Origin of the sequence: Enterobacter sp. GER_MD16_1505_Eko_090 (genome assembly GCF_003331015.1) — a bacterium.
Taxonomy (GTDB): Bacteria; Pseudomonadota; Gammaproteobacteria; order Enterobacterales; family Enterobacteriaceae; genus Enterobacter; species Enterobacter roggenkampii.
Map to the genome: position 1 here is coordinate 70,707 of NZ_PUQF01000016.1, position 15,366 is coordinate 86,072.

At 54.3% G+C, this 15,366-nt stretch carries 17 protein-coding genes; 7 read left to right on the forward strand and 10 right to left on the reverse strand.

All coding sequences use genetic code 11. The features are described from left to right. The first annotated feature begins 9 nt into the window (after positions 1 to 9). From fdxH to fdhE, 3 genes are read left to right on the forward strand one after another with little or no spacing between them, the layout of a single operon-like run. Positions 10 to 912, forward strand: a complete 903-nt coding sequence (fdxH, locus tag C6A40_RS17985; RefSeq protein ID WP_008501831.1) for a formate dehydrogenase subunit beta — start codon at positions 10 to 12, stop codon at positions 910 to 912. After that, entirely contained in the window at positions 909 to 1,544 is a 636-nt protein-coding gene (gene fdoI, locus C6A40_RS17990) for a formate dehydrogenase cytochrome b556 subunit (RefSeq protein ID WP_008501832.1), read from the forward strand. Before fdxH ends, fdoI begins: the two co-directional genes overlap by 4 nt. After that, positions 1,541 to 2,470: a formate dehydrogenase accessory protein FdhE gene (fdhE, locus tag C6A40_RS17995; RefSeq protein WP_025912306.1), complete on the forward strand. Its 930-nt coding sequence runs from the start codon at positions 1,541 to 1,543 to the stop codon at positions 2,468 to 2,470. Before fdoI ends, fdhE begins: the two co-directional genes overlap by 4 nt. A 39-nt stretch (positions 2,471 to 2,509) precedes the next feature. Here fdhE and C6A40_RS18000 read toward each other — a convergent pair whose 3' ends face one another. Next, complete coding sequence (locus tag C6A40_RS18000) at positions 2,510 to 2,881, reverse strand: type II toxin-antitoxin system VapC family toxin (RefSeq protein ID WP_084832108.1); 372 nt, start codon at positions 2,879 to 2,881, stop codon at positions 2,510 to 2,512. A 2-nt stretch (positions 2,882 to 2,883) separates the two neighbouring features. Continuing rightward, complete coding sequence (locus C6A40_RS18005; RefSeq protein WP_015569912.1) at positions 2,884 to 3,126, reverse strand: ribbon-helix-helix domain-containing protein; 243 nt, start codon at positions 3,124 to 3,126, stop codon at positions 2,884 to 2,886. Between the two features lie 198 nt (positions 3,127 to 3,324). On the opposite strand from C6A40_RS18005, the gene C6A40_RS18010 reads away from it, so the two are divergent. Next, complete coding sequence (locus C6A40_RS18010) at positions 3,325 to 4,245, forward strand: alpha/beta hydrolase (RefSeq protein ID WP_045336240.1); 921 nt, start codon at positions 3,325 to 3,327, stop codon at positions 4,243 to 4,245. Positions 4,246 to 4,253: 8 nt separating this feature from the next. On the opposite strand, the gene fabY is transcribed toward C6A40_RS18010, so the two are convergent. The 6 genes from fabY to C6A40_RS18040 form a co-directional block, all read right to left on the reverse strand. Beyond that, positions 4,254 to 5,195: a fatty acid biosynthesis protein FabY gene (gene fabY, locus C6A40_RS18015; RefSeq protein WP_153064012.1), complete on the reverse strand. Its 942-nt coding sequence runs from the start codon at positions 5,193 to 5,195 to the stop codon at positions 4,254 to 4,256. Between the two features lie 44 nt (positions 5,196 to 5,239). Beyond that, positions 5,240 to 5,677 (reverse strand): D-aminoacyl-tRNA deacylase, encoded by a 438-nt coding sequence (dtd, locus tag C6A40_RS18020; protein ID WP_008501836.1) that lies wholly within the window; start codon positions 5,675 to 5,677, stop codon positions 5,240 to 5,242. Further along, positions 5,674 to 6,555: a virulence factor BrkB family protein gene (locus C6A40_RS18025; RefSeq protein WP_039265628.1), complete on the reverse strand. Its 882-nt coding sequence runs from the start codon at positions 6,553 to 6,555 to the stop codon at positions 5,674 to 5,676. The genes dtd and C6A40_RS18025 overlap by 4 nt, the downstream gene beginning before the upstream one ends. Further along, positions 6,549 to 7,148: a glucose-1-phosphatase gene (yihX, locus tag C6A40_RS18030; RefSeq protein WP_008501839.1), complete on the reverse strand. Its 600-nt coding sequence runs from the start codon at positions 7,146 to 7,148 to the stop codon at positions 6,549 to 6,551. Before yihX ends, C6A40_RS18025 begins: the two co-directional genes overlap by 7 nt. Before the next feature lie 88 nt (positions 7,149 to 7,236). Then, complete coding sequence (locus C6A40_RS18035; protein ID WP_239991054.1) at positions 7,237 to 7,740, reverse strand: hypothetical protein; 504 nt, start codon at positions 7,738 to 7,740, stop codon at positions 7,237 to 7,239. Continuing rightward, the gene (locus C6A40_RS18040) at positions 7,704 to 8,447 is read right to left on the reverse strand and encodes a winged helix-turn-helix domain-containing protein (RefSeq protein ID WP_032654221.1); all 744 of its coding nucleotides are present in this window, start codon (positions 8,445 to 8,447) and stop codon (positions 7,704 to 7,706) included. Before C6A40_RS18040 ends, C6A40_RS18035 begins: the two co-directional genes overlap by 37 nt. A gap of 547 nt (positions 8,448 to 8,994) precedes the next feature. Between C6A40_RS18040 and C6A40_RS18045 the strand changes: the two genes are divergently transcribed. Together C6A40_RS18045 and C6A40_RS18050 are read left to right on the forward strand one after the other, a co-directional pair. After that, a complete protein-coding gene (locus tag C6A40_RS18045; RefSeq protein ID WP_045336247.1) occupies positions 8,995 to 9,612 on the forward strand; it encodes a hypothetical protein in 618 nt (205 codons plus the stop codon). A gap of 71 nt (positions 9,613 to 9,683) precedes the next feature. Further along, positions 9,684 to 12,548 carry an autotransporter outer membrane beta-barrel domain-containing protein gene (locus C6A40_RS18050; protein ID WP_045336248.1) on the forward strand — a complete coding sequence of 955 codons (2,865 nt, stop codon included), beginning with the start codon at positions 9,684 to 9,686 and terminating at the stop codon, positions 12,546 to 12,548. A gap of 40 nt (positions 12,549 to 12,588) precedes the next feature. Here the strand turns inward: C6A40_RS18050 and C6A40_RS18055 are convergent, their stop codons facing one another. Both C6A40_RS18055 and C6A40_RS18060 read right to left on the reverse strand, forming a co-directional pair. Further along, on the reverse strand, positions 12,589 to 13,383 hold the full coding sequence (locus C6A40_RS18055) for a DeoR/GlpR family DNA-binding transcription regulator (protein WP_021242785.1): 795 nt from the start codon (positions 13,381 to 13,383) through the stop codon (positions 12,589 to 12,591). A gap of 34 nt (positions 13,384 to 13,417) precedes the next feature. Next, positions 13,418 to 14,314 carry a sugar kinase gene (locus C6A40_RS18060; RefSeq protein WP_045336250.1) on the reverse strand — a complete coding sequence of 299 codons (897 nt, stop codon included), beginning with the start codon at positions 14,312 to 14,314 and terminating at the stop codon, positions 13,418 to 13,420. Positions 14,315 to 14,469: 155 nt separating this feature from the next. On the opposite strand from C6A40_RS18060, the gene yihU reads away from it, so the two are divergent. Further along, positions 14,470 to 15,360: a sulfolactaldehyde 3-reductase gene (gene yihU, locus C6A40_RS18065; RefSeq protein ID WP_045336252.1), complete on the forward strand. Its 891-nt coding sequence runs from the start codon at positions 14,470 to 14,472 to the stop codon at positions 15,358 to 15,360. Positions 15,361 to 15,366 lie beyond the last annotated feature (6 nt).

A 15,366-nucleotide genomic window follows, 5' to 3' on the forward strand; every position in this document is an offset into this window, starting at 1 on the left:
AGACGACTTATGGCTTATCAATCTCAAGACATTATCCGTCGTTCCGCGACTAACGGTTTCACGCCCGCGCCTCAGGCGCGGGACCACCAGCAGGAAGTGGCGAAGCTTATCGACGTGACCACCTGTATCGGCTGTAAAGCCTGTCAGGTGGCCTGCTCTGAGTGGAACGATCTGCGTGACGAAGTGGGCCACAACGTCGGGGTGTACGACAACCCGGCGGACCTGACCGCCAAGTCCTGGACGGTGATGCGTTTCTCGGAAGTGGAGCAGAACGACAAGCTGGAATGGCTTATCCGCAAAGACGGCTGTATGCACTGTGCGGATCCGGGCTGCCTGAAGGCGTGTCCGTCAGAAGGGGCTATCATTCAGTATGCCAACGGCATCGTCGACTTCCAGTCCGAGCAGTGCATTGGCTGCGGCTACTGCATCGCGGGCTGTCCGTTCGACGTACCGCGCCTGAACCCGGAAGACAACCGCGTCTACAAATGCACCCTGTGCGTGGACCGCGTTACCGTCGGCCAGGAGCCTGCCTGCGTGAAGACCTGCCCAACCGGCGCCATCCACTTTGGTTCTAAAGAGGATATGAAAACGCTGGCGGCAGAGCGCGTGGGCGAGCTGAAAACCCGTGGTTACGACAACGCGGGCCTGTACGATCCGGCCGGGGTAGGCGGTACGCACGTAATGTACGTGCTGCACCACGCCGACAAGCCGAACCTGTATCACGGCCTGCCGGAGAACCCGGAAATCAGCGCCACCGTGAAGTTCTGGAAAGGCATCTGGAAACCGCTGGCAGCGGTGGGCTTTGCTGCCACCTTTGCAGCGAGCATCTTCCACTACGTCGGCGTCGGTCCGAACCGCGCGGAAGAGGAAGACGACAACCTGCATGAAGAGAAAGACGAGGTGCGCAAATGAGAAAACGTGACACCATCGTGCGCTACACCGCGCCGGAACGCATCAACCACTGGGTCACCGCCTTCTGCTTCATGCTGGCGGCGATAAGCGGGCTGGGGTTCTTCTTCCCGTCCTTCAACTGGCTGATGCAGATCATGGGGACACCACAGCTGGCGCGCATCCTGCACCCGTTTGTGGGCGTCATCATGTTCGCGTCGTTCATCATCATGTTTTTCCGCTACTGGCACCATAACCTAATCAATCGGGATGATATCTTTTGGGCGAAGAATATTCGTAAGATCGTCGTCAACGAGGAAGTGGGTGACACCGGGCGTTATAACTTCGGCCAGAAATGCGTATTCTGGGCGGCGATTATCTTCCTGGTCCTGTTGCTGGTGAGCGGCGTGATCATCTGGCGTCCGTACTTTGCGCCTGCTTTCTCAATCCCGGTGATCCGATTCGCGCTGATGCTGCATTCATTTGCCGCAGTGGCGTTAATTGTGGTTATCATGGTGCATATCTACGCCGCCCTCTGGGTGAAAGGCACCATTACCGCGATGGTGGAGGGATGGGTCACCAGCACGTGGGCGAAGAAACATCACCCGCGCTGGTACCGTGAAGTCCGCCAGAAACAGGAAAAGTCATCTGAATGAGTATTCGCATAATCCCGCAAGATGAGCTGGGGTCGAGCGAGAAACGCACGGCGGATTATATTCCGCCGTTGTTATTCCCCAGACTCAAGAACCTCTACAACCGCCGCGCAGAGCGTCTGCGCGAGCTGGCAGAGAACAACCCGCTGGGTGATTTTCTGCGCTTTGCCGCGCTGGTCGCCCACGCGCAGGAAGTGGTGCTGTACGACCACCCGCTGCAAATGGACCTGACCGCGCGCATCAAAGAAGCCAACGCGCAGGGCAAGCCGCCGCTGGACATTCACGTCCTGCCGCGCGACAAGCACTGGCAAAAGCTGCTGCATTCGCTGATTGCCGAGCTGAAGCCGGAAATGAGCGGAACCGCGCTGGCGGTCATTGAGAATCTGGAAAAAGCCTCTGACCTGGAGCTGGAAGAGATGGCGAGCGCGCTGTTTGCGTCCGACTTCTCGCTGGTCAGCAGCGATAAGGCGCCGTTTATCTGGGCAGCCCTGTCGCTCTACTGGGCACAAATGGCAAGCCTGATCCCGGGCAAAGCTCGCGCCGAATACGGCGAGGCGCGCCAGTTCTGCCCGGTGTGTGGCTCAATGCCGGTCTCCAGCATGGTGCAAATCGGCACCACTCAGGGGCTGCGCTACCTGCACTGCAACCTGTGTGAAACCGAGTGGCACGTGGTGCGCATCAAGTGCAGCAACTGCGAGCAGACCCGCGATCTCAACTACTGGTCGCTGGAAAACGAAGACGCGGCAGTGAAAGCCGAAAGCTGCGGCGACTGCGGCACTTACCTGAAGATTCTGTATCAGGAAAAAGACCCGAAAGTCGAAGCGGTGGCCGACGATCTCGCCTCGCTGATTCTGGACGCGAAGATGGAGCAGGAGGGCTTTGCCCGCAGCTCGATCAACCCGTTCCTGTTCCCGGGCGAAGGGGAGTAATTCCCTGTGACAGTGCCGGGCGGCGCGTGCTTGCCCGGCCTACACCTGGTAAGGCGTAAGGACCTCGTCAATACCCGCAAAATCTTTCGTGTTGCGAGAAACCAACGGACATTTTCTGCTCTGCGCTGTAGCTAGGATGATAGCATCAGGCAGTTTCATTCCATGCTTCTCACGTAGTAAAACGCTTCTTTCCGCGATATCCCGAGACACATCAATAATTTCAAAAGCGCCCATCACGGCTGCCGTTTTCGCTTCATGACCATGCCTGCGAGCGCCCACCATCACTTCCATCCAGGTAATTAAGCTGATGGCACGATGCGACGCGGTATTCTCAATCGCATCCGCAGCTTCAACACGGTTGTTGAAGAGATCAATGAGAATATTGGTATCAAACACTGCCATGTGCTCCATGATTACCACTCCTCACGCAGCTTGCGTTCATACTCAAGCCCGTCCTCTTTTCTGTCTCCCCACAGACCAAGCGCATTTCGGATAACAGAAGAACTCTGCTGGTCGAGATACAGCTCTATCGCTTCGCGAAGCAGTTCAGCACGTGGTTGATTTCGCAATTGCTTGAGGTTATCCAAACGTTGAATCACGTCATCAGACAAATCGATAAGTATTCTGCCCATATCAAGTTCCGCCAAAACGCTCATATATCACCTTAGTATATCATCTTTGGTTAATTTTCAGGCAAAATACTCTTTATCAATTTAGAGTGAAAGGACGTTTTTTAGGGAATGATCGATTTTGCGAGCCGCTTTCCACAATATGCACCTCTCAACATTTCTCTGTTTTCATCTGCTGTAAACCAGGCTATAAACTGTATAAAAAAACAGTAAAAGGACGTAACCATGGCTCTGGAGAAGGGTATTGATAAGCTGGTACAGGAGTTTATTGCCGCAGGACGACCTTCCTCGCGAAAGCAGAGTATTGATGACCGGAGAAGCGGATATGTCGCCAGCACAGCGCTGGCTGGGGAAAAAGAAACTCGTGTCCAGGTTGAAACGCTTGTTCTAGAGGATTTGACCTTTCGGGTATTTTCGCCTCTCAATGCGCCTGAACTATTGCCTGCTGCCATCTACTACCACGGCGGATGCTTTATCAGCGGCGGCTTTGATACCCATGACAACCAGCTCCGTCAGTTAGCCTGCTACGGCAATTGCCGGGTGGTTGCGATTCAATACAGGCTGGCGCCGGAGCATACCTTCCCCGCCGCACATGACGATGCGGAAAAAGGTGCAGATCTGGTCTGGCAATATGCGGATAAACTGGGCGTGGATAAAAACCGGATCACCTTTTGCGGAGACAGCGCGGGGGGACATCTTGCGCTGGTAACGGCGCTGCGGCTTAAGGCTAAAGGGCTCTGGCAGCCTGTACAGCTTATTCTTATCTACCCCATGCTCGACGCCACGGCCAGTTTTGAAAGCTATACCCTCAACGGCATGGATTACGTAATTACTCGCGATACCCTGCTGAGCGGCTATGAAATATATCTGGCTGGAGCCGACCGTAAGCATCCTGAGGTTAGCCCGCTGTGGCGAGAAGACTTCAGCGGCCTGCCAGCTGTCCATATCGTTACCGCTGAGTACGATCCGTTATGCGATGAAGGTGAGGCGCTGTTTCAACGCCTCACGGAGCAAGGAGTGACGTGTACCGCTCAGCGATGGCTGGGAGTAATACATGGCTTCTTCCAGCTTGGTGGAATTAGCCAATCAGCGCGAGATGTTATGCGGGATATCGCCGGGCGGATTCAGCACGCCCGGGGAGCGTAAACAGGAGATTACTCCTCCTCGTTCCCGCCCTCTTCATACGCGCCAAAAGGCTTCGCCGGAAGAACAATGTAGGTGCCTTCAAACACCGCGCCCGGCGTTTTATCGCCAAACAGTTCAACCTGCATTTGTACGCGCGCCTTGCGACCGCGTGCCAGACGGTCAAGATCGCCACCCAGTGATCCCAGATCGGCCACGGCGGTCGGCTTGCCGCTTATCGGCGCGCTATAGCGAATGTGGGCATCGGCCAGAATGATGGTGCCGCCCAGATGGCGCTCGCGCAGCATCAGCCAGATAAGCCCCCAGCCGGTGAGCGTGGCCAGTGAGAAAAGACTTCCGGCAAACAGGGTGTGGTGCGGATTCTGGTTGCCGGTTTCCGGCATGGTGGTAATAAATTTTTGTCCGGTGTACTGCTGAATGCGTACGCCCATTTTTTCGCTGAGCGGAATGTGCTGATACCAGGCCTGCTGCAGCTGTCCGCACCAGTCGGCGCGATGCAGAATATCGTCCAGCGTGGCGATGGGTTTGATCATCAAAAAATGACGAATCGGCGTGGTTTGCGGGGCTGTGATTTCACCCTGATTCACAAAACCGAGTTTAGCGAAGAACTCCACGGCATCTTCGCGGGCGCTACAGGTGACGCGCTTAACGCCTTCCTGACGGGCGACGGATTCCAGGGTCATCGCCATTAGCGTCCCCAGACCTTTGTCCTGCACGGAGGGATGAACCGCCATAAAGCGAATAGACGCTTCGTTATCGGCGTTGATATACAAACGCCCGACGGCCACAAGGTTGCCCTCTTCGTCCATCACCATCTGATGGTGGGCCATCGCGTCCCAGGCGTCGCGCTCAGAGCCTTTTGGCTGATGTAATGGCTTGCGAAGCATTTCCCAGCGGAACTGGTAATAGGCTTCTAACTCTTCTTCCGTTTGCGGTACTCGAAGGTGATACATAGCTGTACTCTCTCTTGTTACCCGCGGCCACGCCGTAAGTATGCTCATACCTGGAGCCAGAATGTGACGGGGCCATCGTTCACCAGCGATACCTGCATATCTGCAGCGAATCGTCCGGTTTGCGTATTCATTTCCTGCTGGCGACAACGCTCAACAAAGTACTCGTAAAGTGCTTCTGCACGATCCGGCGCGGCGCCTTTCGAGAAACTCGGGCGCATGCCGCGCTCGGTATCCGCTGCCAGCGTAAACTGGGAAACCACCAGCACGCTGCCGCCCGCCTGCTGGACGTTCAGGTTCATCTTGCCTTCCGCATCGCTGAAAATACGGTAGCCCAGCACGCGCTCACACAAGCGGTTGGCTTTTTGTTCGTCATCATCCTTTTCGACACCTAACAACACCAAAAGTCCTGGGCCAATTTCACCCGTCACCTCTCCCTCCACGGTGACGCTGGCACGGGTTACGCGCTGTATCAATGCAATCATGGTTGGTCTGCTTCTTGTTGTTTTTCAGCTTCTGCTGCTTTTTTAAGTTCGCGGTATACACCGAGAGTGACAGTTATTTCAGCACCAAGCAAGACGATACACCAGGTCCAGTAGACCCAGACAAACAAAATGGGGATCACCGCCAGCACGCCGTAAATCAGCTGATAGGACGGAAACATGGTGATGTAAAGGGCAAACCCTTTCTTACCGAGCTCAAAGAGCAACGCCGCCACCAGCGCCCCCACGACCGCATCGCGGTTAGGCACGCGCGTGGTCGGCACCACGCTATAGAGCAGCCAGAACGAGAGCCACGACAGGATCAACGGAAAGATGCGAAGCACATTATCAATCACGCCGTTTAAATCGCTCGCCCAGCGCAGGGAGAGCAGATACGAACTGATCGCGAGGCTCGCCCCGGCCAGCAGCGGCCCCAGCGTGAGGATCATCCAGTACACGGCAAAGGAATAGACCTTTGGCCGCGCTTTTTTACTCCGCCAGATCGTGTTCAGCGCGTTATCGATGGCGTACATCAACAGCAGCGCGGTGATAATAAGACCACATGCCCCCACTGCCGTCATCTTGCTGGAGTTAGCAACAAACTGCTCAATGTAGTTCTGGATGACATCCCCGGTTGCCGGAATGAAATTCGCGAAGACAAAATGACGAAGCTGCAGGCTGACATCCGCAAACATCGGAAAGGCGGAAAACAGGGCAAAGATGACTGCCACCAGAGGCACTAATGAGAGCAACGACACGTAGGCGAGGTTACCCGCCAGCGTGGTCATATTGTCCTCATCAATCCTGTGCCAGAGCAGTTTCAGCCAGGCCCGCAGCGGGCGAGTATGGTGCGTGGCTTTTTGATGAACGGTTTTTAGCATAGCTGCTTCGCAAAGTAGTCTGGTATCGTCTCTTTTCCGGTCACCAGAATTGACGTAATACCCAACTGGTTAGCTCCCTCTATATTATCGGCGTTGTCGTCGAAAAAGACCGCATCGGCCGCGGTGAATCCCTCTGCCTGCAGAACAGCCTGATAGATTCGCGCTTCAGGCTTACGCATCCCCATCTCCTGCGAGAGGTAGATCTTATCTGCCGCCGCCTTAACTTCAGGGTACTCCTCAGGCCAGAACGTGGTGTGCAGACGGTTGGTATTTGATAGCACAACGACCCGATGCCCCTGCTCGCGCAGTTTGTGCATGATGTCGATCACCTCAGGGCGAACCGCCACAAATACCGCCTGCCAGCCGTGGGAAAACTGTTCATAGCTTAACGAAAGCCCCATCTCCTGGCAGAAACGTTCAGCGAATGCTTCATCGCTGATTTCACCGCGCTCATGCTGGTGGAAGGTCTCGCCCATCGCGAAATTCTGCTTTAAGGTCGCCAGCGGCACGCGGCTAAAATCGCTCCATGCACCCAACACGCGATTAAAATCGATATCGACGATGACGTTTCCTAAATCAAAGATATAAAGCATGTTTATCTCCTGCTCGCCGTGGAGAGGTAACTGTAGCGGGAATAAAGAGATTTGACTATGGATGCGGTCTAAGGTGTGCGATCGATTTTTACGGCGCGTTTTTACGACAGTAAAGCGAAGGGACGTTTGACGCGGCAAAAATCCAGGCCCCCCGATACTCATCGATCATCAGGCTCAGCTCCCTACCCGGCGTGCGGTAAAAACCCGGTAGCGTTGCGTTGATATCAGCCTCATCCGCATTATCGGCAAAGGTTTTAACAATACGATTGTTATTTAACACGCGCGCGTTCTCATGGTCACTGTAGTGAAAATAGATGGTACGATTAACTTCAGTAACCGTCTGACCAAATAATTTACCGTTAATAACCGTAGACCCCTCCCGATGCTGCATCCGCCAGGAAACCGTACCCACAAATCGGTTTTTACCAATCGTCCATTCCACATCTCCCGTACAGCGTATCGGCGTACTCGATAAATGCGAATAAGCTAACCAGCCACTGGTGGCAGCGGCCGCCAGAAATGCCGCCAGCAAAATGATACGGTTCCGGAGAGTCATCATTTTTCGTGCGCCCAAAAATAATGGGTGGTACATAACGCCGTCGCGTCCCTTCGCGCATCGTTATTACAGACAAACGCCGCGATTCGCTCCGTTTTACTATAGCCGACGAGAAAAACGTATCGTTTTTCGGCACACAGACCGGGATTATTGTTTAGCAGGCGCACGTAATGATCCTGAATATGTTCGTTAGGTGCATAAAAAAGTTGGCAGGCCTGGGTCGTGCTGCCCGTTGAAAGGGGAATGTAGTGACTAAACGGCATGTTCTGGTGCTTTTTATATAATATTCCCCCGTTGATAAGCGCGATCAACAAAAGCGTTGCGGTCGTTATTATCAGCCAGGCTGGCCTCTGCCTCGCGGCGCCCTTGGCAACGAGCACGTCTTTATTGGCTATGACTGGCTCAGCGGTTGGGACAAATAATTCAACCTCGGTAGCCTCGGAAAGCATAAGCCCGCGACGCGAAATCGTTTTTACCGTATCGCGCGGTAAGCCCACCTCAGCGAGGGCATTACGTAATGTCAAAATAGCCTGGTAAAAGGTATTCGGCGTAGTGACGTCATTGCGCTCCCCCCATCCCACCACCATTAACTGGTTTTGCGAAATTATTTCTCCGGGATGGGTGATGAGATAAAGAAAACAGAGGTTGGCAGGAAGCTGCAATTGTATCGAGCGCCCGGTAATATGATTTACCAGGTTTTTGTTTTCTGGATCATACTCGACCAATTTGTTAATAAGATACAATTTTCCTTTCCTCAGCAATAACAACCCTTAACTATATACACCAGAAAGATATACGTATATTTAACAACAGTATAGGACAGAAGGATCAGGACGCGATACCACCCCAACTAAGATTAAAAATAACACATTGTTTTTCAATCAGTTAAAAGGCAGTTTTCTTAGGTTTCTCTCATCTAAAACGACATAATGAGATTTCATTACACTTCGCCCGGCCCACTCATTATATTGAGCCCCAAGTCGCGAAAAGACTGTCGTTACGGCCGATTTAAGAAACGAATCTTTAGCTATTAGTGCTATTTCGTAAATCATCCTCCGGTATTTTTTTTGTCGAATAATCTTAAGGGGCTGAAGAATAGTCCTGGAATACGATGACCAAAGTATGTCCTTTCGCTATGGCTACGGCCTGACAAAATAGACATCACCAGGAATTTATATTCTTCACCACTATTTATCATAAACAAGAGAGGGGCACGAGATATGTTTCAAGATTGACACATTTGGATGGCAGTGAAATATTGACAGTGAAAATAAGACAGGAGTGGACTGGATGATGACATCGTCGCATAAGGTTGTCCGCTGTATGAGCTGTGAATTGTCCTGTCAGTTATTTCCAGATAACGCAGTACGTTCACAATATTGTGGAAATGCCTCATTCGCAGTTTGGCCTGGTGGTAACCATTTCCTGCAGATTGCAGTAGAAAATAAAATATTGCAAGGAAACAAGAATCACTTATTACGCGGCTTTATATTTGTAGACTTTTCGTTTTGCAACCTGCGCGTACTTGCCGATCCGCAATGGATTGAACGTCTGGTGAGAACTAACATGAACATCGTGATTATCACAGACCGCAAGCTGGAAGCATTGGCCAATTATTTTTTCATGCAGCGCAGTGAAATAAAGGGAATTATTTATTCGAATGACAACGACATTATATTAAAGGAAAAAATCAGCCATCTTTTCTCCGGGAGACGGTTAAATAGCAGACGCGGCAGCATGTTGAACGCTGTTGAATTTACGTTACTGAACAGATTTTTGTCAGGTGCTTGCCTCCAGGAGATTATAAAATCAGACGGCATTGATGTTAAAAAAATTTATGTTCATAAAATACGACTTGAGAGGAAGTTAGGCACCAGTATTCATAAAGTTCTCGTTTCTATTTTGTAATTTCAACCTGTTTACCTACCCACATTTAATGGTGTGGAGGATGTTCTACGCCTGAAAGAAAGGGGGCAGTCATGCCATATTTAATGAAACACTCACCAGTCGCCGCTGCGATTTCGCTGGCGTTAACGTCAGCGCTATTTACCGCACATGCAGCGGTAATAGATTTTGCTAATTTACCTGCCTCCGGAGCGGTAACGGATTTACCTGCAGAAATACAGGCGCTGATACCTGCAACGGCAAACGCGAACTTTAGCAAAAATACCGGCGATCCTAACTATGTCTACCAGTACAGCCCGGGGAATATCCCGATTTACGGAGATGGGATCACCCTCGAAGGGCCTGGGGCGGAAGCCTTTGAGCATTCCGTTACCGTTATTCAGAACTCCACGTCCGGCAGCCCGGGCGTGATATTTGGTGACGATCTGACTATTCGCACCCAGTCAAAAGTGGCTGCCAATAATGGTAAAGACGTCGACGGTATTCGTACCCACGGGATGAACACGCCGGCCAACCCGGTATTTATCATTACCGGCGACCGCACCCACATCTACGTTAATGGCCAAAGCGGTGACGGCATCAATGCCGGGTACAGCTCCTTCAGTCAGGGTTCTCTCGGCTCCGCCAATATTTATGTGGGTGACGATCTCTATATCGAAACCACGGGCAGCACCGGGCGCGGGATTAGCGCTTATGCACTGAATGATGCCTCAAAGGCAAAAAATAACGTTATCGTCGGCGATCGTGCGCATATTGTGACGCGCGGGACTTACGCTGAGGGCATTCGTACCAACCAGAGCGGCTCATACGTCCGGCTGGGAGATGTGGCGACCATCGAAACGTACGGCACATCGGCCTATGGCCTGTACGCGGGCTCTGCGTCAAAAATTGAGCTAGGCAAAAGCGCGACGATTACCACCGACGCGGCCAGTGCCTCCGGGGTTTATTCTACCGGCTCGTCAACCATCACCCTTGATGAAGGCGCCACCATTACGACCAACGGTGCCAGTGCGCATGGCGTCTACGCTTACACCGGTGCGGTGAATCTGGGAGATAACGTCACCATTGCGGTAAACAGCAGCGAGAAAACCAGCAGCTCCGCGCAGGCGCCGCACGGGATGTATGCCTGGTCGCGCGGCGTGATAGCGCTCGCGGGTGGTGCAACCATTACCACCGCAGGCCAGCGCGACAGCGGTAGCTATGCCCTGAACGCCAGTAACGGCGGGGTGATTGATGCGTCCGCAGGAGGCAAGTTCATCCTCAACGGCGATATCCTTTCCGCAGGCGGCGTCGCGGCCACCAGCGCGCTTCCGGCACAAAACAGTACCATTACGCTGACTATGGATGACAACTCCCTGTGGAACGGGGCGTCCTTCATTGAGAGCAACGCCGCGGGTACCGGTACTATCGCACTGACGATGAATGATGCCGTCTGGAATCTGCGCGACAGCTCCACGCTGACCAGCCTGACGCTGAATGCGGGCGGCACGATTAATTTCCAGCATGCAGAGGACGCGGCGTGGCAAACGCTGACCATCAAGGATGATTTTATCGGCAACGGCGGCAAGCTGGTTTTCAATACCGTGCTGTTTGACGACACTTCGGAAACGGACAAACTGATCGTTGAAGGCAACACCTCCGGTCATACCGGGGTGGAAGTGAACAACATTGGCGGTGCCGGCGCGCAAACCGTAGAAGGGATTGAAATTGTCAGCGTTGGCGGCAACTCTGAGGGGACGTTTGAGAAGGCCAGCCGTATCGTGGCGGGGGGCTATGACTATAACGTGGTGCAAAAAGGTAAAAACTGGTTTTTGACCAGCCAGGTCGAGCCCGTTGATCCTGTAGACCCACCGGTCGACCCCGTAGATCCACCTGTTGACCCAGTGGACCCGGTAGATCCGCCCGTTGACCCGGTGATCCCGCCGCAAGAGCCGGTCCCCCCAGCCGCACCACCGAAAAGCGAGCACCAGTATCGCCCGGAATTTGGCAGCTATCTGGCAAACAGCTATGCGGCCAATACGCTGTTTATGACCCGTCTGCACGATCGTCTGGGTGAAACGCAGTACACCGACATGCTTACGGGCGAGCAGAAAGTGACGAGCCTGTGGATGCGTAACATCGGCGGTCATACGCGTTTTAACGACGGCAGCGGCCAGCTAAAAACCACCGCCAATCGGTACGTGCTGCAGCTGGGTGGCGATGTCGCCCAGTGGAGCACCGATGGCCTGGACCGTTGGCATCTTGGCCTGATGGCAGGCTACGGCAACAGCCACAGCCGGAGCGCTTCCAGCCTGACCGGCTACCGCTCACGCGGTGAAGTGAATGGCTATAGCGTCGGTCTGTATGGTACCTGGTACGCAAACGAGGCGGATAAAAGTGGCACCTACGTTGATAGCTGGGTGCTGTATAACTGGTTCGACAATAAGGTAATGGGGCAGGATCAGGCCACTGAGAGTTATCGTTCCAGCGGCGTGACCGCCTCTGTTGAAGCGGGCTATAGCGTTAAGGTGGGCGAAAGCGACCGCAACAGCTACTGGATCCAGCCGAAAGCGCAGGCCGTTTGGATGGACGTGCAGGCTGACGATCATCGCGAGCGCAACGGCACGCGGGTGAAAGACGAGACTCAGGGCAACCTGATGACACGTCTCGGCGTGAAGGCCTACATCAGCGGACATAACGCGATTGACGACGGTAAATCACGGACCTTCCAGCCGTTTATCGAAGCGAACTGGATCCACAACACCCAGACCACGCGTATCCGCATGGATGACATCAGCAATGACATGCGTGGTACGCGCAATATCGGTGAACTCAAGACCGGCGTAGAGGGGCAGATTACGCCGCAGCTTAGCGTATGGGGCAACGTGGCTCAGCAGATAGGCGATAAAGGCTACAGCGATACGCAGGGGATGTTAGGGGTGAAATACAGCTTCAAATAAAAATATTTAAGCCGCTGTTAGCTCAGCGGCTTTTTTTGCTTCAGGCAATATCATCGCTGGTACTGGCCAGGATGATTTCAACCTTACTGGATTTCAGGTGAGTTTGCAGAGCCGAGCCAGGCATCTCATCGGTGAAGAGTGCCGTGGCCTGCGCCACGTTGCCAATCTCTACCGCCGCGGATGCGGTAAATTTCGTATGATCGGCCGCAAGCAGAATGTGGCGAGCGTGGGCGATCATGGTTTTCACCACGCTGGCTTCATTGACGTCAAACTCCATCATCGCGCCGTCGTGCTCAATTGCCCCCACGCTGGTCACGAGATAATCCGCCCGAAAACCAGACACAAACGCCGTTGCCGCAGGCCCGATAATCCCGCCATTGTGCGGGCGCAGCGTGCCGCCAGGCACCATCACTTCAAAACGCGGATTCTTATACAGAATATGCGCCACCCGCAGGCTGTTGGTGATAATGCGCAGGTGGTTATGGTTGAGCAGCGCCCGGGCAACGTGCTCTACGGTCGTGCCGATGGTGATGAAAATAGTCGAGCCATCGGGAATATAGTCCGCAATGGCTTCGGCAATCGCCCGTTTCTCTTCGGTAAGCGAGACTTCACGCTGTTCGAACGCCGTGTTGACCACGCTGGATGCCCTGCCTGCGCCGCCGTGATGACGGGTGATCAGCCCCTGCTCGCTGAGCTTACGGATATCCCGGCGCACGGTTTGCGTGGAGACATCCAGCAGCTGCGCCAGTTCATCAATGTTCATATAGCCGCGATCGGCAATCAGCGTCAGCAGCTGATCGTGACGCGGGTTGCCGGTCAGTTCGGTAAGGCTCATGGGCTGTCCTCTGAAAACCATCACGCCCCGCATTTTATACAAAAAGTGACAAAAAAGAGCGGGTTTGATCACAGTCAGGTATACCCGCGCGTCCACCGGGCTTCGTGCATTTCAGCGCTGCGACGGCGCTGGCAAAACGCACGGCGTCTGCGGCGGGCCATTGCTGCCCCAGGCTGACCGCCAGCGCACCGTGAAACACGTCGCCCGCCCCGGTGGTATCCACCACGTTCACCTCAAAGCCGGGCTGATGGCACAATGCGCCGTTTTCCAGCCAGAAGCACCCGTCTCGCCCCTGCGTAACATACACATGTCCATTTGTGAGCGTTTGTGCTTTTCTCAGGGCATTTTCTGTTTCGTCCCGCTGCGTAAGGCGCCGCAGCCCTGGCGCGGAGAAGGCCGCGTGATCGCTTAAAGCGATCAGCTCCGCGATGTCCTGCGGGGTGACATCCGCATCCAGCAACGTCGGAACGCCCTGCTGACGGGCCAGGGTAAATGCCTGTTTTGCCCCGTCATGCCAGCGCACATCGGCTAAGACAATATCCCATTGAGAGAAGTCGATTTCATGCAGCCAGTCTGCCGCCGCAGGGAGATCGGGGCTGGGGTAGTTGGCAATCACACGCTCTCCGCTTGCGTCCACCAGCACCGCCGATTGTGACGATCGGGCCCCCTTAAACACGCGCGTGTAGCGGGTCTTCACCCCCAGGGATTCCAGCTCCGCGAGCAGCCGTCTGCCGGTATCGTCATCACCCACCCGGCCAATAAAATCCACTTCCGCGCCCAGTTTCGCCGCCGCCACTGCCGCCGTTGCCGCCGGGCCGCCGCCCACCTCCGTATAGTCTTTTGCGACATATTTCCCACCTTCTTTTGGTAAATCATCGAGATACCAGATGCGATCCAGCACGGTAATGCCGACACAAACGATGCGAGTCATGGTGATTCCTTCTGCGATTTCAGATGTCTTCATTTTAATTTCACCAAATGTTTAAAAAGTGACCCGTGTCAATTTTTTGACTATAAATTACAAATACGATCAAAAACAGACAACATAAACGCGCAAAAATTGACACGATGTGACAGGAGAAAGGCATGTCAGCAATCGCATTTATCGGCTTAGGACAGATGGGCGCGCCAATGGCGAAGAATCTGTTGAAGCAAGGCCACCAGCTTAACGTCTTTGACGTGAACCCGCAGGCGGTTCAGGCGCTGGCAGAGAGCGGCGCTCGGGCGGCGGCAACGCCCGCGCAGGCAGCAACGGACGCGGAATTCGTCATCACCATGCTGCCAAACGGCGACCTGGTACGCAGCGTCCTGTTCGGCGAGCACGGCGTGTGCGAAGGGTTATCCCGCGACGCACTGGTGATTGATATGTCCACCATTCACCCGCTGCAAACCGACGCGCTGATACGCGACATGGCTGAGCAAGGCTTCAGCCTGATGGACGTGCCCGTCGGGCGCACCTCTGACCATGCCATCGCCGGCACGCTGCTCCTGCTGGCAGGCGGCACGGCGCAGCAGGTTGAGCGCGCCACCCCGGTCTTAATGGCGATGGGCAATGAGCTGATTAACGCCGGCGGGCCAGGCATGGGCATTCGCGTGAAGCTTATCAATAACTACATGAGCATTGCCCTGAACGCCCTTTCCGCCGAGGCCGCCGTGCTATGCGAAGCGCTTGGCCTCTCCTTTGACGTGGCGCTCAAGGTCATGAGCGGTACGCCTGCGGGTAAAGGCCACTTCACGACATCCTGGCCGAACAAGGTGCTGAAAGGGGATCTTTCTCCCGCCTTCATGATCGACCTTGCGCATAAGGATCTGGGGATCGCCCTCGACGTGGCCAACCAGCTCCACGTTCCGATGCCGCTGGGCGCGGCCTCCCGCGAAGTTTACAACCAGGCACGCGCCGCCGGGCGCGGGCGCGAAGACTGGACGGCCATTCTTGAACAGGTTCGCGCATCTGCCGGGCTGAAAAAATCACACTGATACGAA